Genomic DNA, 21,590 nt, shown 5'->3' with positions numbered 1-21,590 from the left:
CCCACCTTTGAGGCCTGTCGCCACCCGCGACGGCGCTGACATGATCTGCGGACCCGTCTGGTTATGCTCCATGGGTAAGGGAACGGTCGCGCCGCTCATCGTCAGGCTGGCGCGGTATGGGCCCTGGGCCTCTCGCCCTCGGCCGCGCAGCTGCAGGCAACCAAGGCATCCATTCCGCCGGCGCTGCTGAAAATCACCTGCGTGCTGGATTTCGGCACTACCATCTTCACCTGGCAGTCCCTGCTGACGCTCGCCATTCTCATTCTGCTCACCACGGTCAGTGCGCATTTCTCCGCTCCGACCGGCGCCGCCATCCGCACGGCACAGGATCTGGGCGTGGACCTGAAGGACCAGCCGGAGGAATCCGCCCCACGCAGCCGGCCGCGCGAATGGCTGGAATACAGCAGCATCCTGCCCGTCCTTGCAGGCCTGCTGACGCTGGGCTTCCTGCAGGCCGTGACGAAGGCCGTCCCCGCTACAGCGGGCATACTGGTCCAGTTCCCGCTGTACGCGGCGATGGCAGCCATTCTGACCGAGGTCCAAGGGACCGGCGGGTTGTCAATCTCCGAGCATCTGGCCCATTTCTTCACCAGCATCGGTGGGGGCGGCGGCTTCGCCGTCATCATTGCCCTCTACACTGCACTGCTCGCCCACCCCCAACCAGCCGCCGTCGCCCGCCCCCGACCAGCCGCCGTCCTTTACTGACGGCGTTCCCGCCAAATGATGGCAAAGTTACCACTTCATTTGGCGGGATTGCCGTCATTGTTCCGGTGGCCGACGGGAGCGGTGGCTTAGTCGCCTACGACGAGCGTTTCGGCACCGAGGACGCGTGCGCTGCCGGCGTCAAGCAGGGGCCCGACGACGGCGGACAGGGCTGCCATGGAATCGTCCAGTTCCAGCACCACCGGGTACTGATGCGAAATCAGCGCCAGCAGGTCCCGGACCGCCGCGGCGGCCTGTTCCGGCGGCAGCGACGGCTCATGACCCAGGAAAACATCCGTCGGCTCGTCCGTCGCACCCTGCGTGTAGCTGACCGCGAAGGCCTGGATGCGGCTCTTTTTGCCCGTCGCCACCGCACCGCCGAAAGCGCTCTCCGGCGTCCCGCGCAGCACGATGGCCCCGTGGGCGCCGGAGAGATCGTCCAGGAACAGCTTCTGCACCGTGCCTGGCGAGAGTACGCCGGTGGGGTCCCACTCGTGGGCGGATGCGTAGTAACGGCCCACGACGTCCGTCAGCTCCACCGAACCGGTGGCCAGATCCTGGATCCGGGCGCTGGCCGCGGCCTCGCTGCCGTCCCCGAAGACCGGAAGCCGTAGGGCGCCCGGCTGCACCCGGACAATCCTGCTGCGCTGTAGCTGCCGCATCCCGGCGGTCCGGGTAAAAGCGGCACCCGGCGTTCCCGGCTCCACCTTGGTCCGCAGCGCACGCACCCCCGAGGGCGCCTGTTCGCCTTCCCGGCGGAGCATGGTCAGCAAGGTGGCACCCACACCGGCGCGGCGGTGATCCTTGGCGACTTCGAGGTAGGCCCAGAGCCTTTGCGCATGCAGACTGGTCTCATAAATTACGCCGGCCGCCACCGGAATCCCCTGATCCTCGGCGACTATGCAGCGCCGCCAAGGACCGGCGTCGGAATTCTCCGCCAGCGCGCCGCGGAACTGGCCGCCTTGATACGTTTCCGGGTCGCCCCAGAGCTCGTTCAGGGCCAGATCGTCGCCGTCGCGCCAGGCGCGGTAAGTGAGTTCGCTCATGAGATATCCCTAGGCGCCGATCAGGCGCACGGCAAGGTAGCCCTCCACCTTGTCCAGCGGAACGCGTTCCTGCGCCATCGTGTCGCGTTCCCGAATGGTGACCGCGTTGTCCTCCAGCGTGTCGAAGTCCACCGTGATGCAGAACGGCGTGCCCACCTCGTCCTGACGGCGGTAGCGGCGCCCGATTGCGCCGGCGTCGTCGAAATCAATGTTCCAGTTCTTCCGCAGGGCGGCCGCGAGCTCGCGGGCCTTCGGGGAGAGGTCCTCGTTGCGGCTCAGCGGCAGCACGGCCGCCTTGATCGGGGAAAGCCGCGGATCCAACTTGAGCACGGTGCGCTTGTCCACCCCGCCCTTGGCGTTCGGGGCCTCATCCTCGGTGTAGGCATCCACCAGAAACGCCATCAGCGAGCGGGTCAGGCCTGCAGCGGGCTCGATCACGTAGGGGGTGAACCGCTCGTTCGTGGCCTGGTTGAAGTAGCTCAGGTCCGTTCCGGAGGCCTTGGAGTGCGTGGACAGGTCAAAGTCCGTGCGGTTCGCGACACCCTCCAGCTCGCCCCATTCGGAGCCTTGGAATCCAAAGCGGTATTCGATGTCCGCGGTGCGCTTGGAGTAATGGCTGAGCTTGTCTTCGGGGTGGTCAAAGAAGCGCAGATTCTCCGCCCGGATGCCCAGATCCGTGTACCACTTCATCCGGGTTTCCATCCAGTATTCCTGCCATTGCTCGTCGGTGCCGGGCTCGACAAAGAATTCCATTTCCATCTGCTCAAATTCACGGGTGCGGAAAATGAAGTTTCCCGGTGTGATCTCGTTGCGGAAGGATTTGCCGATCTGGGCGATGCCGAACGGCGGCTTTTTGCGCGAGGTGGTCAGGACGTTGTTGAAGTTCACAAAAATTCCCTGAGCGGTCTCCGGGCGCAGGTAATGCATGCCCTCCTCGTTATCCACCGGACCCAGGAAGGTCTTGAGCAGGCCGGAGAAGTTCTGCGGTTCGGTCCAGGAACCGGGCTGTCCGGTCTCCGGGTCCTTGATATCTGCCAGTCCATTGACCGGCGGGTGGCCGTGCTTCTCCTCGTACGCTTCCAGCAGGTGGTCGGCGCGGTAGCGTTTGTGCGTGTGCAGGGATTCGACCAGTGGGTCGGAAAAGACCTCCACGTGACCGGAGGCTTCCCAGACCTGGCGCGGCAGGATCACCGAAGAATCAAGACCGACGACGTCGTCGCGGCCGCGGACCATCGACTGCCACCACTGCCGCTTGATGTTCTCCTTCAGTTCCACACCGAGGGGTCCGTAGTCCCAGGCCGACCGCGAACCGCCGTAAATCTCACCGGCCTGAAAAACGAATCCACGGCGCTTGGCCAGGGAAATAATCGGGTCGAGCGAGGATTTATTGGCCATTGTGGCGTTGTCCCTTTCTAGGAGCGTCGCGGGGCCGCTGGGTGCGGTCCGCCTGAGCCGAGGGTAAGTATCCCGCGGTGGAGATCATGGCCGGTGCCGACGGGGATTTCCGTGGTCCGGGATGCGGCGGACAGTGCGCCGGAGAACTTTAAACCCTAGCTTACCGGGCAGCGCCGGCGCCCGGACGGGCTGCGGCTCCTGCTCAAGCTGCGGCTCCCGCTCAAGCTGCGGAGCCCGGATGAGTGATCTCCTCGGAGTGCAGGCACACCGGCCACCCGCCTGCGCTGCCGCGATACCTGCACCGGTCCGGCGGTACATGGACCGGCCCGCTGTTGCAGACGGCGATACCTGCACAGGTCCGGCGGGTACATGGACCGGCCCGCCGTCAGGCATTATTGCTTGTATGAGCAACCGGGACACTACCGACATTTCCATCCGCGACGACATGATCCGCTTGGGACAGCTGCTGAAGCTGGCCAGCCTGGTTGAGGACGGGGTGGAGGCCGCCGAGCTCATCAAAAACGGGCTGGTGCAGGTCAACGGCGAGATCGAGGAGCGCCGCGGACGCCAGCTGCACGTCGGCGATACCGTTACCGTCAATGGCCAAACCGTGCGGATAACCGCGCCCTGATCTCACCGCACGCCGCCGGGGCCACGGTGAGGGCTTGAGCACGCCGCACCATCAGGCCTTGAGCACGCCGCACCATCAGGCCTTGAGCACGGTCAGTCCGAGGAACTCCTTGACGTGCGCCATTTCCTGGTCGTTGATGCCGTGCCAGATTCCGGTATAGAGGACTTTGGTCAGCTTCGAATGCGCGCGCAACCAGGCGGCGGTGAAGTCCACGGCTTCGACCGGAATCACCGGATCGGCCTGGTCACGGCCCCAAAACACCGGCAGTTGGGCCGCGGCCAGTTCCGCGTCGTGGAAGAAGCCCTCCCCTTCCGTCCCGGCGTCAATAACAAAACCGGAAAGGCCGACGACGGCGGCATAGTCGTGCGGACGGTGCCGCGCCAGCGAGGTGGCCATGCACATTCCCTGCGAAAAGCCGAGCAGGGTGACGCTGCTGTGCTGCCCGCGGACGCCGTCGAGCCAAGCCGTGACGGCCGCCGTCGTCGTCTTCACTGTCTGCACCGCATAGGAGACATCCGAGCGCAATGGAAACCAGGAGTACCCGGGACCGGCACGCTCCGGCCCGCGCACGGACGCAACGGTGAACTCGTCCGGCAGCAGCTGGGCCAGGCTGAACAGGTCAGCCTCGTCGGCGCCGTAGCCGTGCAGCATCACGAGTAAGGGCGTCCCGGGGCGGGCCTGTTCGGCCTTGGACCAGACGACGGAAGGGGCCGCGGTGTTTGTCGCTTCAATCATCCGTCCATCTTTCCACGCCCGGCCTTCAGGACGCTGACCACGCGGAACCTTTCCAGGACCACCAGTGTTTCCTCATTGACGGTGAAGCCCGGATCTTTCAAGGCTTCGCGCATCGCAGGGCTGTGCCAGTACTCCTCATGGTCTTTGCGCCAGTCGAGAACGGATGCGTGTCCCTCCCCCTCGTCCAGTGCGTGCTGCAGATCGACCTGATCCAACGGACAGATTACGATCCCGGTGACTTCCAGGATGGCCACGTTGCGGCCCTCCGAGTCGATCACCACCGACCGGTCCCCGACGCGGGGAATCGGGTCGCCGCAGGCTTCGTAGTCGGCGACAAGTCCAGTGGTGCTGGTCTTGCTTCCGTCAAGGACCGCGGCGACCAGCTTGTCGCGGAGCGGGCCGGGGAACGCGAACTCGGCGACCGGAAGGGACTGGAGGTCTTCGGGCGGATCCTCGGCGGTCATTCCTCCACCGTACCGGCCCATCGTTCAGACCCGGCCGCGGACGCTGAGCCGTCAGACCGCTGTGCCCGGGTGCGTGAACGGTGTGGTGGTGGCCAGTTCGACGAATCCCAGACGCCGCAGGATGGGCCGGCTGTCCGCCGAAGCGTCCACCTGGAGATACCGGAAACCCCGGGCGGACGCAATTGCCGCACGGTGCGCCACCAGCGAGCAGAACACGCCCCGCCCGCGCCATGGGGCCAGTGTGCCTCCACCCCACAGGCTGGCGAATTCGGTTCCCGGGTGGAACTCAACCCGGCCTGCTGAGACCGGGATCCCATCGGCCATGGCCACAACGGCGGCGGTGGTCGGCGGCTGGTGCCCGATGCCAGCGAGCAGCGCCTGGCCTATGGCGGAGTGGTCCCCGCCGAACACCTCGTCGTGCACCGCCACGAGCGAGTCAACGCCGTCCCGGTCCAGCACCGGCATCAGCTGCACGCCCGGCGGCGGCGGGACGTTGAGGTTTAGATCATCCAGGATTTCGGCCACCATCAGCGCCTCCGCGGGCCCCGGAGCCAACCCCGCTGCCAGCAGCCTGTCGGGCAGATCGGCGGGCAGGTCATAGGAGTAGTGCTTCCACTCCCAGGGACGAGCCGACCCCGCCAACCTGCCCGCCTGGGCGAACCGTTCGACCTGCGCGGCGATGGCCTGGTCGGCGCCGACGGCATTCAGATCGCTCCAGGCCACCCCGGACCACCCGGTGCCCATCTGCCGGACCACGTGGCCGTCCGTCTCGATGACTCCGTCCCCGGAGGCCGGTTCCGGACGCCGGCGGATCTGCTCGTTGAAGGCCGCAAGTACTGCTTGTTTATCCATCCGGGCAGTCAATCAGAACCGCCGAGGGATGGGAAACCGGGCCCCGACAGCGCGTTGACCGGCGGGGCGCCGGCCGGCGCAACCGAGCCGCAACCGTCGTCGTCCTGGCGCCAAAAAAGCCGTACGACGCTGACCGTGAAAATGGACTGCGGTGGCGTAACCATGCCGGACATGGGCAGGATGGAGCGGTGATTCCCATCGAAAGCGCCGCCAAATGACTGAGCAGGACGCCCGCACCCATTCCGAACAGCTGCCGGGCAGGCTGCATCCGTGGAACCGCTATGTGGCCATGGGTGATTCGTTCACCGAAGGGATCGGGGACGCCAAACCATCCAGCCCCGGCGGACATCGCGGCTGGGCCGACCGTTTGGCCGAGGAGCTGAGCCGGGGCCACGAGGACTTTGCCTACGCGAACCTGGCCATCCGCGGCCGCCTCCTGCAGCAGATCCTGGACGAGCAGCTGGAGCCGGCGCTGGAACTCAAGCCCAGACTGATCTCGATCTCGGCCGGCGGCAATGACCTCATCCGTCCCGGCTCGGACCCGGACGCGTTGGCCGAGTCCCTGGACGGCGCTGTGGAACGGATGACGACGTCCGGCGCCACGGTGCTGCTCTTCAACGGTCCCGATATCCGCGATACCCCGGTGCTGGGCCTGGTCCGGGGCCGCGTGGCGATCTACAACGAAAACCTGCGCACCATCGCCGCCCGTCACGACGCCATCATCGCGGACATGTGGTCGTTGCGGCAGCTGAAGGATCCGCAGATGTGGGCCGGTGACAGGCTGCACTTCTCCCCGCTGGGCCACCACACCGTTGCGTTGATGGCGCTCGAGGCACTCAACGTTCCGCATACCCTGGAGCCGAAGTTCCCCAAGCCGCTTACGGTGCGGAACTGGCGTACGGCCCGGTCGGAGGACCTTGTCTGGGCGCGCGAGTTCTTTGTGCCGTGGGTGCTGCGCCGAGTGCGCCATCAGTCCTCCGGCGACGGCATCAGTGCCAAGCGTCCGACGGCGGGCCCGGTCTTCGGCCCCGGGATGCCGCCCGGGGCCGGAGCGTAGGTACATCGACCGTCAAGGTTTGACCACCTTTAACCGAGCAGGTGCCTGTTACAGACCTAAAAAGGGCGCTGCTCCCCAATCGAGGCAGGGTTACCGAAGAACCTCCGCCGTAGGAGCACTCCGACGGCTTCGGTCTCGGTGAGGAAACCGTCGTGCCCGATCTCCGACTCGATGGCGTCCACGCCTACTTCTCCGGGCAGCGCCGCCGCCAATTCATCCGACTGTGCGGGGAAATACAACCGGTCCGAGGCCACAGCGGCAATCAGGAATTCGACGTCCGCGGCCTGCTCCAGTGCCTGCCGCAGGGGACCGCGCCCGCGGCACACATCGTGGCTCATCAACGCCTCGGTGATGACGATGTAGCTGTTGGCATCGAATCGCCGGGCCAGTTTATGCGCCTGGTGGTCCAGGTAGCTTTCCACCTGATACCTTTCCCCGGCGGAAGACCCGGCAATATTGCGGATCCTGCCTTGGCTCACCGGAGCCTCCCCGGGCTGTGCGCTCCGGCCGAACCGCGCCGACATCTCCGGCTCGGACCGGTAGGTAATATGGGCAATCCGCCGCGCCAGTCCGAGTCCGGCCACCGGCGCTGCCCCGTCGTAATAATCCCCGCCGGCAAAGTCCGGATCCAGCCGGATTGCGAGCACCTGGGCCTGGGCGAAGGCGATCTGCTCTGCGGTACTGGCCGCGCAGGCGGCGACGACGGCGCAGCGGCGTACCCGTGCGGGCAGCGTGACAGCCCACTCCAGTGCACGTGCTCCACCCATCGACCCGCCGATCACCGCATACCAGGAGCCAATGTCCAGCTGATCGGCCAGCCGAGCCTCGGCCTGGACGGAATCCCGGATCGTCACGAACGGGAATCTGGACCCCCAGGGGCGTCCGTCCGGGGCGATGCTGGACGGTCCGGTACTGCCGTAGCAGCCGCCCAGCATATTGGGCGACACAACGAAATACCGGTCCGTGTCGATGACCCGGCCCGGACCGACCAGACCCTCCCACCAGCCGTCCTCCGCGGAACCACCGCGGGAGACGTGGGTGCTGCCGGTGAGTGCATGCGCGATCAGCACCGCGTTGGAGGCTTCGGCGTTCAGCGTCCCCCACGTCTCATACGCGACAGTGACGTCCGGCAGCCGTCCGCCGGCCTCCAGATCAAGGTCGCCGATCCGCGCATACTTTACTTCGCCGTCGGCCGTGGCGAGCGGCGATGTTCCGGTCGGCAAATCGGTCGGTGCTCCGGCCGACGCCATGCCGGCCGGCACCTCACCGGTCGATGCCAGTCCCGCCGATGCCGGTCCTGGTGGCGGGCACACCGCTAAGGAGCCCGCCGCGCCCGGTCCGGGGACCGCCGTCGTTCCCGGGCCGCTCACGCTGTCTTGGCCGCCCGGAAACCGGCCTCCAGATCCGCGAGGATATCGACGATGTTTTCCAGTCCCACCGACAGCCGCACCAGACCGGGAGCCACGCCGGCGGCCAGCTGCTGTTCCGGCGAAAGCTGCGCGTGGGTGGTGGAGGCCGGGTGGATCACGAGGGAGCGCACGTCGCCCAGATTGGCAACGTGGGAGTGTAATTCCAGACCGTCAACAAAGCGCTTGCCTGCCTCGAGACCGCCCTTGATATTGAACGCGATGACGGCACCGGTGCCCCTGGGTCCGTACTTGCGTCCGCGCTCGTACCACGGGCTCGAGGGCAGACCGGCGTAGGCAACGGACTCCACGAACTCGTTCGATTCCAGCCAGGTGGCAACCTTAAGAGCGTTTTCCACGTGCCGCTCCACGCGCAGGCTCAGCGTTTCCAGACCCTGCGCAATGAGGAAGGAGTTGAACGGTGTAACCGCCGAACCCAGGTCGCGCAGCAGTTGCACGCGCGCCTTGAGAATGTAGGAGAGATTCGCCCCCAGCGCACCGTTTTCGCCCAGATCGCGGCCGTAGACCAGGCCATTGTAGCTCGGGTCCGGGGTATTGAAGCCGGGAAACTTCTCCGGCTCCTTCGTGTAGTCGAACTTGCCGCCGTCGACAATCACGCCGGCAATGGCGGTGCCGTGCCCGCCCAGATATTTCGTGGCGGAATGAACGACGACGTCGGCGCCCCACTCGAGCGGCCGGATCAGATACGGGGTGGAGAGCGTGTTGTCCACGATCAGCGGCACGCCTGCCTCGTGCGCGGCCGTGCTGACACCCTCGATGTCCAGCACATCCTGGCGCGGATTGGAAACGACCTCGCCGAAAAACAGCTTCGTGTTGGGCCGAACGGCGTCGCGCCACTGCTGAAGATTGTCCGGATCCGCCACGAAGGTGACCTCGATGCCAAACTTCTTCAGCGTATGCGCAAAGAGATTGAAGGTTCCCCCGTACAGGCTCGGGCTGGAAACTATGTGGTCGCCGGCCTCCGCGATGTTGAGCACCGAAAAAGTGGATGCAGCCTGTCCGGATGAGAGCAGCAGTGCACCCAGTCCGCCTTCCAGACTCGCAATCCGCTGCTCCACGGCATCTTGGGTCGGGTTGCCGATGCGGGTGTAGATCGGGGACAGCTCGGTCAGTGCGAACCGGTTCGCCGCGCTTTCGGTGCTGGGGAAAACGAAGGACGTGGTCTGATAAATCGGCAGAGCGCGGGCGCCGGTGGTGGCATCGGGTTCCTGGCCTGCATGGATCTGGCGTGTTTCAAATGACCATGCATTGCTCATGTGTGGCTCCTCATACTGGGGACACCGGGTTCATCAGTAGGCACAGCCTGGGGTGATGCCCGCTGAGCTGAGCCAAGATGGTCGTGTGACCCGCGCTTGCGCTTAGCCGTTTGGCTAAGGCCTGGTCCTCACCCGGGGCACCCCACCGCGGTGGAGGGTTGCCGGCCAGCGAGCCGGGGCTTGTCGCTGACACTCATGACCTGAATCAAGTCTGGCGGACCCGGGCGGATGCTGGCAACAAGATGACGCCAATATGACGCCCACTCTCCAGTTGGGAGAGTGGGCGGGGTGGGAGAGGGTGCGGGGTGGGAGAGGGTGCGGGGTTGGAAATTGGGCCGAGGGAAAGTGGGCCGAGGGGAAGAGGGTCGAGGGGAAGAGGGTCGGGAGATAGCCCCTGCGGGTCGTCCCATGTTGGTAAGCCGGACCTAACTCGAGAGGTCACTCGCAAAGTGTAAGGATGAGCAGCATGCGCATGGATCATGTTTCTTACGCCTGTGAATCAGATGGTTTGGCCGCCACCGCCGCCCGCATTTCAACTGCTCTGGGAATCGAGCGCGTCCGTGGCGGTGTACATCCCCGCTTCGGTACCCGCAATATCATTTTCCCGCTCATGGATCACCACTATCTGGAGGTCGTGGAGGTGCTGGAGCATCCGGCGTCGGACAAGGCTCCGTTCGGGCAGGCCGTCCGCGCCCGCTCCGCGGCCGGCGGTGGCTGGATGGGATGGTGCGTCGCCGTAGACGATCTTTCCCCCTTTGAGGAACGTCTGGGTCGCAGCGCCGTTCCCGGCAACCGGAAGTTCCCGGACGGCCAGGAACTGATCTGGAAGCAAATCGGCATCAAGGGACTCATTTCGGACCCGCAGGTTCCATACATGCTCAAGTGGGAGGGCGATCCCACCCTGCACCCGTCGCAGGCCAGCCCGACCAACGTCAGGCTCTCGAAGCTGACCATTGCCGGCAGCGCCGACCGCGTGACCGAATGGCTCGGCGAACCGGTGGAAAAGCCGCTGGACGACGTTGCGGTGGAATGGATCGCTCCGCGTGGGACTCCAGGCATTATGAGCGTGACCTTCGAGACCGCGAATGGGTTTGTCACGATTTAGCCGCGTACCCAGGTAGGCCCAGCCCCGTCTGGTCAATACGCCGACGACGGGGCCGCCCCGCGAGGACGTAGTTGCGCAGCACCGTTTTCGCGGGTTGGCCCCTTTGTCGGCGCGAAAGTCCTTCGGCCCGACGGGGTGGCCCCTTTGTCGGCGCGAAAGTCCTTCGGCCTGACGGGGACGCCCCGGTTTCAGCACACACCTCAGCCAAACCCGAGCGCCGGGCCCCCTACAAAAGCGGCGATGTCCAGCAGGGCATGGGCAATCACCAGCGGCGTGAGCCGGCCAAAGCGCCGATAGACCCAACAAAATACGAGTCCCATCAGGAAATTTCCGGCAAATGGGCCGAAGCCTTGGTAGAGGTGGTAGCTGCCGCGCAGCAGCGAACTGGCCAGCACTGCTGCCGTCGCCGACCAGCCGAACCGGCCGAAGCGTTCCAATAGGTAGCCGACGACGATGACCTCCTCGACGATGGCGTGCCGGACCGCGGAGAGGACCAGCACCGGGACGGTCCACCAGTACGTGTTCAGCGCGCTGGGGATGATCTCCGTGGTGATACCCAAGGCCCGTCCGGCCGCGTAGAGCGCCAGCGACGGAATCCCGATCAGGGCAGCCAGCCCCAGGCCGCAGAGAAAATCCCGGCCGGGACGCTGCAGCGTGAAGCCCAGTCTGGCGAAGGCGGACCGGCCGGGCTGCCAGAGCAGATACAGCACCAGCGCCACCGGGACCAGGGCAAAGAGAATACCCAGCAGCTGGTACACCAGGTCGAAGTATTGGCGGCTGCTCTGGGCCGCATTAAGGGTGGAGGTGCCCTGCGCGAGCGGCGCCCGGCTCAGCTTGTCCAAAAGCTGGACGACGGCGTAAACCGCCGACTGCCCCAGCGAGAGTCCCAGCACAATGCAGACCTCAACGCGGAGCCTGGCGTGCGGACGGGTTCCCCATGTACCGGTCTTGGGGGCACCGGTCTCTGATCGGCCCGGGACGGAATTGCTCATGGTCCCTATCTTGCCCGCATTTCCTGAGGATCGGATCGACAACGTCTTCCGGTCGGCATTCGAAAGGGACATACGCAGCCGCGACACCCCACGTGCCAATGCCCAATACGGGTGCTGAGCCGCGAACGCCCCGCGGCCAGCCGCGAACGCCCCGCGATCAGTCGTCCGGCGCCACGATCACGTCCATGTCATTGTGCCCAAAGGCCGCCAGCTGCTCGGCCGTGATTCCGGCATCGGTGATCAGCTTATGGAAAGGGTATCCCTCCATGGTGGCAAACGATCGCTGACCGATCTTGGACGAGTCCGCCAGCATATAGGCCTCGGAAGCGCGCCGGGCCATCAGGGCGTTCACCGTTGCCTCCCCCTCGTCGCTGACCGTGGGACCGACTTGCGGATCTATGCCGTTCACGCCGATAAACGCGAAATCCAGCGCGACCTTCTGCAAGATGATGTCCGTGTACGGTCCGACCAGCTCGTAGGAGCGCGGGTTGACGATCCCGCCGGTGACCATAATCTTAAAATTCGGCCGGACCGCCAGCTGCGCGGCGATGTTGATGGCATTGGTGACCACCGTCAGCGTGGGCCGGTTCGAGGCTTCCATCAGATCGGCTCGCGTGGACAGCACCTGCGCCAGCGCGGTGCTCGTCGTGCCGCCGCACAGTCCGATCACGGCACCCTTAGGGATCAATGCGCTGGCCGCGCGGGCTATCTGCAGCTTTTGCAGGCCGTGATCGTCACGGTTATACCTGCCCGGCAGGTCATAGGCGACGGCGCCCTGGACGGCGCCGCCGCGGGTCCGGCTGAGCAGCCGCCCGTTGGCGAGGGAGTCCAGATCCCGCCGTGCCGTGGCCGGGGAAACCCCTAGCCCGGAAACGATGTCATCCACCTCGATCTGGCCGGATCCTGCCAGCAGGTCCAGGATGGCATTCAGCCGTTCGGTACGATTCATTTTTCTCCTTGCGCGTGCACAGTCGAGAACAGACTCAGCAGGCGTGCCACCTCCGGAACGAGGGCGTCCCGGCCGGCTTTGAGGTACTTCCGCGAGTCGACGACGGCGGGGTTCAGGTTAAGGTATTCCCGCACGGCCCGGGTGAAGAACCCGTTCAGGTGCGTCGAGACGTTGATTTTCGTCATTCCGGCCGCGATCGCCGCCACGATGGCATCATCCGGGACGCCGGAGGAACCGTGCAGCACCAACGGCACATTCAGTGCCGCCTTAAGCGCACCGATCCGCGCCAGGTCCAGGGCCGCACTGCGCTCGGTCATGGCATGAGAAGAGCCGACGGCGACGGCGAGCGCGTCAACCTTGGTGGCGGTCACGAAGGCGACGGCTTCCTTTGGGTCGGTGAGCACGCCGGGCGCATGCGCGCCGTCCTTGCCGCCGACCTTCCCCAGTTCCGCCTCAACGTACACGCCGCGTGCGTGCGCGTACTCCGTGACCCGGCGGGTCACGGCCACATTGTCCGCATACTCAAACCGGGCGCCGTCGTACATAATGGATCCGAAACCCAGATCGACCGCCTGATAGGCCAGCTGCTCGTCCTCGGCATGGTCCAGATGGACCGACACGGGAACGGATGACCGCCGCGCCGCGGCCAGGGTGGCCAGCGCCAGCGGTTCCAGGCCGCCGTGGTACCGGGCGCAGTTTTCGGAAATCTGCAGGATCAGAGGCAGGCCGGCGGATTCCGCTCCGGCCAGCAGGCCCTCGACCGTCTCCAGGTGGATGATGTTGAAGGCCCCCTGCCCGGAGCCGGTTGCCGCGGCGGCAGCCATCAGTTCGCGTGTGGGGCTCAGTGCCATGTCTTCCTTCGATCGTTGCGTGGCTCGGGAGTGGCTGAAAAAGTCAGTGCCGCCTGATGATGAGCTGGCCGGCCAGCTCCTGATGGCGCGGGGATATTTCGCCGGCCGCGGGCATCAAGACCGCGGCCGCGCTCCAGGCGGTTGCGCGGCGCAGAATCTCCTCCAGGTCGGTGATTCCCGCTGCCAGGGCGACGGCGGCCGCACTGACCGCGGCGTCGCCGGCCCCGGTGGGATTTCCGCGCAGCGGCTCCGGCAGCCGGGCGCAAAGGTACCGTCCGGGGGTTCCGGCGTCAAAGGCCAGCATGCCCTCGGCGCCGGCGCTGACCAGCACCCTCCGGGCACCCATTTCAAGCAGGCTACGCGCGGCCGTGACCAGATCCCGCTCCCCCATCGCCTCGGTCAGCTCGTCATTGTTCGGCTTGAGCAGATCTGCGCCTGCCTTCGCCGCGGCCAGTATGCCGGCGCCGGAGGTGTCGATGATCGCCGGCACGCCAGCCCGGTGGGCCAGTTCGACCAGAGCCGGATAAAAATCCGCCGGCGCATTCTCCGGCAGGCTGCCCGAGCCGACCAGCACGCCGGCCGTAGCAAGGCTTTCAACGACGGCGGCAACCAGACGCTGCCACTCCGAGGCGCTCAGCGCCGGGCCCTCTTCGTTGAAGATGCTGGTCAGGTCCGCCCCGGTATCCACCAGTGCGATGGTCCGGCGGGTCTGCGCTGTCACCGGGATGAGCCGGTTCGGGATCCCGCTGTTGCGGAGGTCGGCGGCGAATTCCGCACCGGTGCCGCCGCCCGCCGTGGAGATGACCAGCGTCGGGCAGCCCAGCTGGTGCGCCACCCGGGAAACATTAACGCCCTTCCCACCGGCCCGCGTCAGCGGTGCGGGTACCCGGTGCGATCCGCCCGGTCGAACCCCGGCGACCGTATAGGTAATGTCCAGGGCGGGGTTCGGCGTGACGGTGACGACAACGCCGGTCATTGCGGCGCCGTTCTCCCCCCTGCCGGTTTTCCCGGTGCCCGTCACGCCCGTCACGGTAGGACCTGTCGTTGCCGGACCGGTCTTGAGGATCCCTGCGCCGCGGCGAGCAGGTCGCGCGCCTTGAGCGCGGACCCTATCAGTCCGGCATTTTGTCCCAGTTCGGCATGCACCAGCCGCGGGCGGCGGTGAAAGGTCAGCAGTTTATCCACATCCCTGTCCAGCGGCACGAACAATGCATCTCCGGCCTCGGCCAGCCCGCCGCCCAGTACCACCGTTTCGGTCCCGAGAATGGAGACGCACTGTGCCACACTGAAGGCCAGCGCGGCCACGGCGTCGGCCCAGATCCCGGCGGCGAGGGCGTCGCCTAGGCCCGCCCGCTCCAGCACCTCGCGCGCCCCACGGACGGACGCCCCGCCGGCTTCGGTGTACCGGCGGGCCACGGCACCGGCGGAGCCCACCGACTCCAGAATCCGCAGGGCACCGTCCGCGCCCGGGACCATGGCATGGCCGAGCTCCCCGGCTAGGCCGCCGCCGGTCAGCCGGCGGCCATCGCTGAATACCGCTCCTGCGATGCCGGTCCCGATCACCAGCACGACCACGTCGGACCGGCCCCGCGCCGCGCCGATCCGGAATTCCGCTTCGCCGGCCATGCCGACGTCGTGCCCGAAGGCGACGGGGAGCCCCAGCCGGGCCTCGAGCCGTGCGACAAACGGGTAATCCCGCCAGCCCAGGTTTGCCGAAAACAGGCCGACGCCGGCCGCCTCATCCACCAGCCCGGGAACCGTTACGCCCACCGCGGCCAGCGCAATATCCGGGTGACTGCGCCGGTAGGTCTCCGTCAGCCCGGCGATCCGTTCCACAATGGCGTCGCCGCGCCCGGCACCGGCCCGGGCGGTGCCTTCGCAGTGCGGCGTGGGCAGGCGCTGCAGGTCCCGGACCACGGCGTTACCAGCCGAAACTCCGCCGGCCACAATACCGGCCTTCATATCTGTGCCGCCAACGTCGAAGGCCAGGACGGCCGGCTGGGCATGACTCATGGGTGCGCTCTCCGGGGCAGCGGGCCGGGTCAGGCGTCGGCCGTGGGACCGGACGTGGGGCCGGACGCCGCATCGAAAATGGCGTCGTCCAGAATCACCGAACGCGTGAGGTTGCGCGGCGAATCCGGATCCAGGCCGCGGGCACGCGCGCGCTCCAGCGTCACCCGGTGCACGCGGGCCAGCTCGGCCAGCGGGTGCCTGTCCGTATGGATATACAGGGCACCGGTCCTGGCCATATCCGCATCCAGCCCCTCCGGCTGCGCACCAAACAGCCAGGTCACGCGGTTGGGCGCCGCGATCGCGATGGGCCCGTGCCGGTATTCCATCGCCGGATAGCTCTCGGTCCAGCCCTGCACTGCTTCACGCATCTTCAGCCCCGCCTCATGCGCCAGTCCGACGGTCCAGCCGCGCCCCAGAAAGGTGAACTGTTCGGCGTCGATCAGTTCCTGTTCCACCGGTGCGCTGACGGCTGTCTTGGCTTCTTCAACGGCGCGGCTCAGATCCATACCGACGCTGGTCAGCAGGTAGGCAAGGGCGGTGGTGGCAAAACGTGTCTGCACCACCGACTTTTCGTCAGCATAGGGAAGTTCGACGACGGCGTCGGCCAGAGTCATGATCGGCGAGCCCAGATCCCCCACCAGCGCGACGGTCCGCACCGTGCCCTTGAGCTGCGTCAGGATTTCCAGCACCTCGGACGTGGTCCCCGAGCGCGTGATGGCCACGACGGTGTCGTAGCCGCGGGCGGACCCCAGGAACGCCTCCGACGCGGCAAAGGGATCGGTGACACCCTTGCCCGCGGATTCGCGGGCCACGGCGTAGCTTTGCGCCATAAACCAGGACGTACCGCAACCGATGACCGCAACCCGCTCGCCGTCGCGCGGCAGCAGATTCCCGGCCTTCCCATCCGCGGTGGCCTGCTCGATGGCGCGGGCCCAAACCTCCGGCTGGCTCGTCAACTCTTCATCCATGTACGCGCCGCCGGTGGCGGTTGCAGCTGCGTCGGTCATTGTCAGCCAATCTCTTTGCATCAGGTCGGTAATATACGGCCCACGAAGACCGATTCTTTGCCCCAGCATAGCACCCGATGATTGAATGTGACGTCTTACCGCTAGGTTTGATCATTTTCGATCCACATCCCTACCGGTTCGGGTCAGTCCTGGCCCTGACGGAGCGGGGGGACGTATTCACCGGCCGGTTCACGGATCCACCACAGGCCGCTGGCCCGGCGTTCCACGGGTGTTGAGTACCGGTAACGGAACAAGCGGGCGCGGACCCAACGCGGTCGGGCTCCGGCAAAGGGATCCACGCGCAGTAAGCGCAGGGTCGGCCGGTCCGCCGCCAGCAGGCGCTGCAGCAGGGGAACGAACCAGCTGAACCCCGGTGAGCCGAGGGCCAGGAACCACATCATCCAGTCCAACCGCAGATGGTACGGGGCGAACTGGCGTGGCATCCGGGCCGGATCCCCGGGTTTTCCCTTGAATTCGTACTCCCGCCAGCGCGCACCCGTGCCGGGATCGTCGTCGTCGGTCCCCTCGACCACCACCTCGTAACGGCGACGCGTGATGCTTCCGAAGGCTCCGTAGGCGTTGCAGAGGTGCCAACGGTTGAAGCTGGCGTTCATCAGCTGCCGGCGGGAAAGCAGATTGCGTGCCGGCCAGTAGCTCAGGAACAGCATTCCGGCCGTCATCACCAGGACCACGGCGGTAAACCACAATGGCGTCGCCGCCCGGTCCGGAACGCCGGCCGGAACTGTCGCCAGGACGGCGTGCGCGGCGCCGTCCCCGAGGGCGGAAAACGCCAGCACAATGGTCAGCACGTTCAACCAGGCAAAATTTCCCGATATAACCAGCCAGAGCTGGGTCACGATAATGATGCCGGCCGCCACGCTGGCCACGGGCTGCGGGGCGAACAGGAAGAACGGCACTATCAGCTGGGCAAAGTGGTTCCCGGCAACTTCCACCTTGTGCAGCGGCTTGGGCAGGTGATGGAAGAACCAGCTGGCCGGGTTCGGCATCGGCTGCGTTTCGTGGTGGTAATACAGCGCCGTCAGGTCCCGCCAGCAGCTGTCGCCGCGGATCTTAATCAGCCCGGCGCCGAACTCCAGCCGGAACACCAGCCAGCGCACCAGCCAGATGACCGCCACCGGCGGCGCCGTCTCGTTGGACCCCAGGAACGCGGCCAGAAAACCCGCCTCCAGCAGCAGGCTCTCCCAGCCGAAGCCGTAAAACACCTGCCCGATATTCACTATGGAGAGGTAACCGGTCCACAGCAGCGCGAACACGACGAACGGCAGCCATGGCGGACCCAGCTGCGGCAATCCGGCCACGGTCACGGCAGCGAGCGCGGCGCCTGCCCACGCCACCAGGAGCAGGAACCGGTCCGAATAGTGCCACCGGAAGATGGTCGGCACACCGCCGCCAGCAACCCGGGCCAGGTACCTCGGCGCCGGCAGCAGCCCGTGCTCGCCCAGCAGCGGGCGGAACTGGGCCACCGCGGAGAAAAATGCCACAAGGTACACGCCGGCAATGCCCCGCTGGAGGACCTGCCGTGCGAATTCATATCCGGTGGCATCGACTGACCAGGTCATGGCATGGTCAACGTTACGACGGGGCACAGCGCGGGGCAATGGCCGCCCCGGTGGTTGACGGCGCCGGCCCCGCGTCCGCCGGGCAGAGCTCGCGAGGACCCGCCCGGACGGAGGGCTTTCGCTTGCCTGACTCCGGTCCGCCAGACAGCCGCGGTGGGCCCGCCCGGGCGGAAGGCTTACGCTTGCCGGACTCCGGCCCGCCAGACAGCCGCGGTCAGCGGGATACCCGGGCGATAGGCCAAATGGGTCGCCGAGGGGGCGTTCAGCAGGTGCAGGTCCGCCCGGTGGCCGACGGCAATGGATCCCACGGCCCGGCTGCCATCGGTATCGGAGCCACTCTCCCGGCCCAATGCCAGGGCACCACCGTAGGTGGCGGCCCGCACCGCTTCGTGCACGCTCAATCCCATCTGCAGCACCGCCGTCGTGACGCAGAACGCCATCGAACTGGTGTAGGAAGTGCCCGGGTTGCAGTTGGACGCCAGCGCCAACTGCACGCCGGCGTCCAGGAGTAGGCGGGCCGGTGCCAGCGGCTGGCGGGTGGATAGATCACACGCCGGCAGGGCAGTGGCAACGGTGCCGCGGCGTCCCTGCCCGCCCTGCCCGTCCCAGTCGGACCAGCTGCCGGCGAGCGCCGCCACGTCGTCGTCGTCAAGGTAGTTCACATGGTCCACGCTGGCCGCGCCGAACTCCACCGCCAACCGAACCCCGGCGCCGGGCCCCAATTGGTTGCCGTGCACGCGCAGTCCCAGCCCGGCTGCACGGCAGGCCTGGAGCACGCGCCGGGATTGTTCCTCCGTGAAGGCGCCGCGCTCGCAAAAAACATCCGCCCAGCGGACGTACGGCCTGACGGCGTCGAGCATCGGACCGCACACCAGTCCGGTGTACTCGTCCGGATCCGTCCCGGCGGGAACCAGATGGGCGCCCAGATAGGTCACCTCGTCCACCACGGTGGAAGCGATCCGCGCGCTGCGGGCCTCGTTCTCCACATCAAGTCCGTATCCGGTCTTCGTTTCGAGGTACGTGGTCCCCTGCGCGACCGCCTCGGCCACCCGCCCCATCGCCAGCCGGGTCAGATCGAAGTCCGGGGTGCTGCGCGTGGCTCCCGTGGTCACCGCAATCCCGCCTGCGCTGTAGCTTTTCCCGGCCATCCGCGCCTCAAACTCCGCGGTCCTGTCGCCGGCGAAGATCAGGTGCGTATGCGAATCCACCCAACCCGGCAGCAGAGCGCGGCCTTCGGCGTCGAAGGAGAGATCCGCGGCCGGCGCAGACGCGGCGGGGCCCAGCCAGCTGATCCGCTCCCCCTCGATGACGACGGCGGCGTCCCGGAGCACGCCCTCGTCCGCTCCGGCCCGCGGGTCCTGGGTCATCAGCTCGCCGATATTGGTGATCACAAGGCTCATGACTCAACCCTACGGGGCTACCTGAACCGCCGGGGTGGCTGCGTCCGCGTCCGGATCCGGGATACCGGACACTTGGTCCGGCGCCGGCGCAGTCTGCTGCCGGAAGCCTTGCCCGTGTTCGGTCCGGCACCGGCGCAGTCTGCTGCCGGAAGCCTTGCCCGTGTTCGGTCCGGCACCGGCGCTCAAGGTACCGGACGCTTTGCCCCGCGTTCGGTCCGGCGCCGGAGCGGCGCGGCCCGGTGGGCAATTCGCGAGGAAGATGGGAGCATGACCATCGCTTCCCTTCTTGCCTTTGCCGGGCTGTGCCTGCTGTTGTCACTGACGCCCGGACCGGATACCTTCTTGGTGCTGCGGACCGCGCTGAAGCGGGTCAGCGCAGGACTGGCCACCGCTGCCGGATGCTCGGTGGCCGGCATTATCTGGGCTCTGCTGGTCGGCGTTGGACTTGCGGCCGTGCTGGAACAGTCGGCCGAGCTCTTCCGCTGGTTGAAGATTGCCGGCGGCCTGTACCTGCTGTATCTGGGTGTATCCGCTTTTCTGCGCGGCCGGCGCGAGCGCGCGCGGGTCGTTGCAGCCAGCACTGACGACGTCATGCCGCCGCAGCGGGGCTCCGGCCGGACGGGTCGTCTGGCAGGGTTCGGCGCCGGCGCCCTCTCCACGCTGCTAAATCCTAAGGTAGGGCTGTTTTACCTCGCGGTGGTACCCCAGTTCATTCCGCACGGCGGAAATTCCCTGCTCACGGCGCTGGTGCTGGGCTCCATTGAGGCCGGTATCGGGGGCGCTTATCTGTGCGCGGTGGCCTTCGCCGCGGCCAAAGCGATGGGACTGCTGCGCAAGCCCAAGGTGAATCTGTGGTTGGAGCGCGTCAGCAACTCCATCATCGGTGCACTGGGGCTGGGCATACTCGTTTCGGGCGCCACCAGCTGAAGCTGAGGTGCCCATTTTGCGGCCATTCCGCCAGAGCTGCCGCGATATGAGCACTTCAGATCGGATGCGGGGAGGCAGGGCGCGGCCTTAGGGCCGGTCGGCAGCCAGCTCCAACGACAACGAGTTTGGTGGTTCAGCGGGCGAAAGGATCAGGCCCGCCGCCAGTTCGGCAATCGCTGCCGAGGTCTGAACGCCGTACCCGCCCTGGCCCGCGAGCCAGAAGAATCCGGGCGACTCCGCGTCAAAACCGACCACGGGGAGCCCGTCGGAACCTGAGGTGCGCAGCCCCGTCCAGCTCCGCTCCAGCCCGGCGATGCCCAATGACGTCACGGCGTTGAGCCGCACTATCAGCCGGCGCACGTCCCCCTCAACCGCCCGGGCGTCTTCGGCGATGCTGGGGATGGACTCGCAGGGTGAGATCAGCAGCGCGCTACCGTCCGGACGGTAGTAGAAGCTGTTATCCACGGCGGCCACCATCGGGCCGGCAGGGTTGACCGGCTGCTCCGTCCGCACAATCGCCGCCGTGCGACGGTGCGGGCGAAGGCATTGGATCCCGACGCCGGCTAGCACCGCCAGTGGATCGGCCCAGGCTCCCGCGGCGTTCACCACCACGGCAGCTACAATCGCCTCCTCACCGGCACCGGCTATCCAGCCGCCCGAGGTCCGCTGCATTGTGTGTACCGGAAGTCCCGTCATGATGGCCGCTCCCGCCGCCACGGCCCCGGACCGGTAGTATTCCAGCAGCGCCGGCACATCGACTTCCATGGCCGAGTCGTCCAGACATGCCGCGGCGAAAGCGTCCGGGCGCAGATCCGGGCTCAGCAGCAGCGTCTCCGCGTGGCCGAGCGGGCACAGGTGAGCGTTGGCCGCGGTGCTGGCGGTGACGTCTGCCTCGGTGCCGATGAAGATCAACGGCCGCGGCTGCAGAATCGGCTGCCCCAGCTCGGCGGAAATTCCCCGGACTGCCTCAATGCTCCGGGCGGTGAGTTCCCGGATCGCGGCCGGTCCGTAGCTGGGCTGCATCTGCCGGGCCGAGCGCGAGGACGTGTGGTAGGCCAGCGTTCCCTCCGCCTCCACGAGTACGACGGCGGCATGTGGGGCCAGTCTGCATGCCAGCGAGAGCCCGGCTATCCCGCCGCCCACAATCAGTACGTCAGTGTTCATTTCCCGGCCTTCCGCCGTCGTCCTACAGCTCTGCTGG

At 66.8% G+C, this 21,590-nt stretch carries 21 protein-coding genes and 1 riboswitch; of the genes, 5 read left to right on the top strand and 16 right to left on the bottom strand.

Going from position 1 to position 21,590, the window contains the following annotated elements:
• Window positions 1–201 precede the first annotated feature (201 nt).
• The gene (locus ACLLJI_RS04815) at window positions 202–705 is read left to right on the top strand and encodes a TIGR00366 family protein (RefSeq protein WP_434618560.1); all 504 of its coding nucleotides are present in this window, start codon (window positions 202–204) and stop codon (window positions 703–705) included.
• 86 nt (window positions 706–791) lie between these two features.
• Here the strand turns inward: ACLLJI_RS04815 and ACLLJI_RS04810 are convergent, their stop codons facing one another.
• Both ACLLJI_RS04810 and ACLLJI_RS04805 read right to left on the bottom strand, forming a co-directional pair.
• Window positions 792–1,748 carry a GNAT family N-acetyltransferase gene (locus ACLLJI_RS04810; RefSeq protein WP_434618557.1) on the bottom strand — a complete coding sequence of 319 codons (957 nt, stop codon included), beginning with the start codon at window positions 1,746–1,748 and terminating at the stop codon, window positions 792–794.
• Window positions 1,749–1,757: 9 nt separating this feature from the next.
• Window positions 1,758–3,143: a glycine--tRNA ligase gene (locus ACLLJI_RS04805; protein WP_434618554.1), complete on the bottom strand. Its 1,386-nt coding sequence runs from the start codon at window positions 3,141–3,143 to the stop codon at window positions 1,758–1,760.
• 403 nt (window positions 3,144–3,546) lie between these two features.
• On the opposite strand from ACLLJI_RS04805, the gene ACLLJI_RS04800 reads away from it, so the two are divergent.
• A complete protein-coding gene (locus ACLLJI_RS04800) occupies window positions 3,547–3,774 on the top strand; it encodes an RNA-binding S4 domain-containing protein (protein WP_434618551.1) in 228 nt (75 codons plus the stop codon).
• Window positions 3,775–3,849: 75 nt separating this feature from the next.
• Here the strand turns inward: ACLLJI_RS04800 and ACLLJI_RS04795 are convergent, their stop codons facing one another.
• The 3 genes from ACLLJI_RS04795 to ACLLJI_RS04785 are packed head-to-tail and all read right to left on the bottom strand — an operon-like array spanning window position 3,850 to window position 5,825.
• Complete coding sequence (locus ACLLJI_RS04795) at window positions 3,850–4,509, bottom strand: alpha/beta hydrolase (RefSeq protein WP_434618548.1); 660 nt, start codon at window positions 4,507–4,509, stop codon at window positions 3,850–3,852.
• Window positions 4,506–4,973 (bottom strand): ASCH domain-containing protein, encoded by a 468-nt coding sequence (locus ACLLJI_RS04790; RefSeq protein WP_434618545.1) that lies wholly within the window; start codon window positions 4,971–4,973, stop codon window positions 4,506–4,508. Before ACLLJI_RS04790 ends, ACLLJI_RS04795 begins: the two co-directional genes overlap by 4 nt.
• Before the next feature lie 51 nt (window positions 4,974–5,024).
• Window positions 5,025–5,825 carry a GNAT family N-acetyltransferase gene (locus tag ACLLJI_RS04785; protein ID WP_434618542.1) on the bottom strand — a complete coding sequence of 267 codons (801 nt, stop codon included), beginning with the start codon at window positions 5,823–5,825 and terminating at the stop codon, window positions 5,025–5,027.
• 214 nt (window positions 5,826–6,039) lie between these two features.
• Here ACLLJI_RS04785 and ACLLJI_RS04780 point away from each other — a divergent pair, with 214 nt between their 5' ends.
• The gene (locus tag ACLLJI_RS04780; protein ID WP_434618539.1) at window positions 6,040–6,882 is read left to right on the top strand and encodes an SGNH/GDSL hydrolase family protein; all 843 of its coding nucleotides are present in this window, start codon (window positions 6,040–6,042) and stop codon (window positions 6,880–6,882) included.
• Between the two features lie 56 nt (window positions 6,883–6,938).
• Here the strand turns inward: ACLLJI_RS04780 and metX are convergent, their stop codons facing one another.
• Together metX and ACLLJI_RS04770 are read right to left on the bottom strand one after the other, a co-directional pair.
• Window positions 6,939–8,132, bottom strand: coding sequence for a homoserine O-acetyltransferase MetX (gene metX / locus ACLLJI_RS04775; protein ID WP_434618536.1), 1,194 nt, complete (start codon window positions 8,130–8,132; stop codon window positions 6,939–6,941).
• A 116-nt stretch (window positions 8,133–8,248) separates the two neighbouring features.
• On the bottom strand, window positions 8,249–9,565 hold the full coding sequence (locus tag ACLLJI_RS04770) for a bifunctional o-acetylhomoserine/o-acetylserine sulfhydrylase (protein ID WP_283561630.1): 1,317 nt from the start codon (window positions 9,563–9,565) through the stop codon (window positions 8,249–8,251).
• A gap of 87 nt (window positions 9,566–9,652) precedes the next feature.
• Window positions 9,653–9,766, bottom strand: a riboswitch (SAM riboswitch).
• Window positions 9,767–10,031: 265 nt separating this feature from the next.
• Between ACLLJI_RS04770 and ACLLJI_RS04765 the strand changes: the two genes are divergently transcribed.
• Complete coding sequence (locus ACLLJI_RS04765) at window positions 10,032–10,670, top strand: VOC family protein (protein ID WP_434618533.1); 639 nt, start codon at window positions 10,032–10,034, stop codon at window positions 10,668–10,670.
• A 200-nt stretch (window positions 10,671–10,870) separates the two neighbouring features.
• On the opposite strand, the gene ACLLJI_RS04760 is transcribed toward ACLLJI_RS04765, so the two are convergent.
• From ACLLJI_RS04760 to ACLLJI_RS04725, 8 genes are all read right to left on the bottom strand, one after another.
• Window positions 10,871–11,662 carry a CPBP family intramembrane glutamic endopeptidase gene (locus ACLLJI_RS04760; RefSeq protein ID WP_434618530.1) on the bottom strand — a complete coding sequence of 264 codons (792 nt, stop codon included), beginning with the start codon at window positions 11,660–11,662 and terminating at the stop codon, window positions 10,871–10,873.
• 157 nt (window positions 11,663–11,819) lie between these two features.
• Window positions 11,820–12,611, bottom strand: a complete 792-nt coding sequence (locus ACLLJI_RS04755) for a DeoR/GlpR family DNA-binding transcription regulator (RefSeq protein ID WP_283561627.1) — start codon at window positions 12,609–12,611, stop codon at window positions 11,820–11,822.
• A complete protein-coding gene (locus tag ACLLJI_RS04750) occupies window positions 12,608–13,462 on the bottom strand; it encodes a class II fructose-bisphosphate aldolase (protein ID WP_434618526.1) in 855 nt (284 codons plus the stop codon). Before ACLLJI_RS04750 ends, ACLLJI_RS04755 begins: the two co-directional genes overlap by 4 nt.
• Before the next feature lie 43 nt (window positions 13,463–13,505).
• A complete protein-coding gene (locus tag ACLLJI_RS04745) occupies window positions 13,506–14,438 on the bottom strand; it encodes a 1-phosphofructokinase family hexose kinase (protein WP_434621227.1) in 933 nt (310 codons plus the stop codon).
• A gap of 50 nt (window positions 14,439–14,488) precedes the next feature.
• Window positions 14,489–15,475, bottom strand: a complete 987-nt coding sequence (locus tag ACLLJI_RS04740) for an ROK family protein (RefSeq protein WP_434618523.1) — start codon at window positions 15,473–15,475, stop codon at window positions 14,489–14,491.
• A gap of 29 nt (window positions 15,476–15,504) precedes the next feature.
• Window positions 15,505–16,482, bottom strand: coding sequence for an SIS domain-containing protein (locus ACLLJI_RS04735; RefSeq protein WP_434618520.1), 978 nt, complete (start codon window positions 16,480–16,482; stop codon window positions 15,505–15,507).
• 143 nt (window positions 16,483–16,625) lie between these two features.
• Window positions 16,626–18,062, bottom strand: coding sequence for a lipase maturation factor family protein (locus ACLLJI_RS04730; protein ID WP_434618517.1), 1,437 nt, complete (start codon window positions 18,060–18,062; stop codon window positions 16,626–16,628).
• Window positions 18,063–18,238: 176 nt separating this feature from the next.
• Window positions 18,239–19,462 (bottom strand): amidohydrolase family protein, encoded by a 1,224-nt coding sequence (locus tag ACLLJI_RS04725; protein ID WP_434618514.1) that lies wholly within the window; start codon window positions 19,460–19,462, stop codon window positions 18,239–18,241.
• A gap of 267 nt (window positions 19,463–19,729) precedes the next feature.
• Between ACLLJI_RS04725 and ACLLJI_RS04720 the strand changes: the two genes are divergently transcribed.
• Window positions 19,730–20,389, top strand: coding sequence for a LysE family translocator (locus ACLLJI_RS04720; protein ID WP_434618511.1), 660 nt, complete (start codon window positions 19,730–19,732; stop codon window positions 20,387–20,389).
• A gap of 87 nt (window positions 20,390–20,476) precedes the next feature.
• Here the strand turns inward: ACLLJI_RS04720 and ACLLJI_RS04715 are convergent, their stop codons facing one another.
• Window positions 20,477–21,553: an NAD(P)/FAD-dependent oxidoreductase gene (locus tag ACLLJI_RS04715; protein ID WP_434618508.1), complete on the bottom strand. Its 1,077-nt coding sequence runs from the start codon at window positions 21,551–21,553 to the stop codon at window positions 20,477–20,479.
• Between the last annotated feature and the right edge of the window lie 37 nt (window positions 21,554–21,590).

The sequence above is a fragment of the Arthrobacter sp. A5 genome, assembly GCF_051131705.1.
GTDB lineage: Bacteria > Actinomycetota > Actinomycetes > Actinomycetales > Micrococcaceae > Arthrobacter_M.
This window is presented reverse-complemented; position numbering and strand designations above follow the sequence as displayed.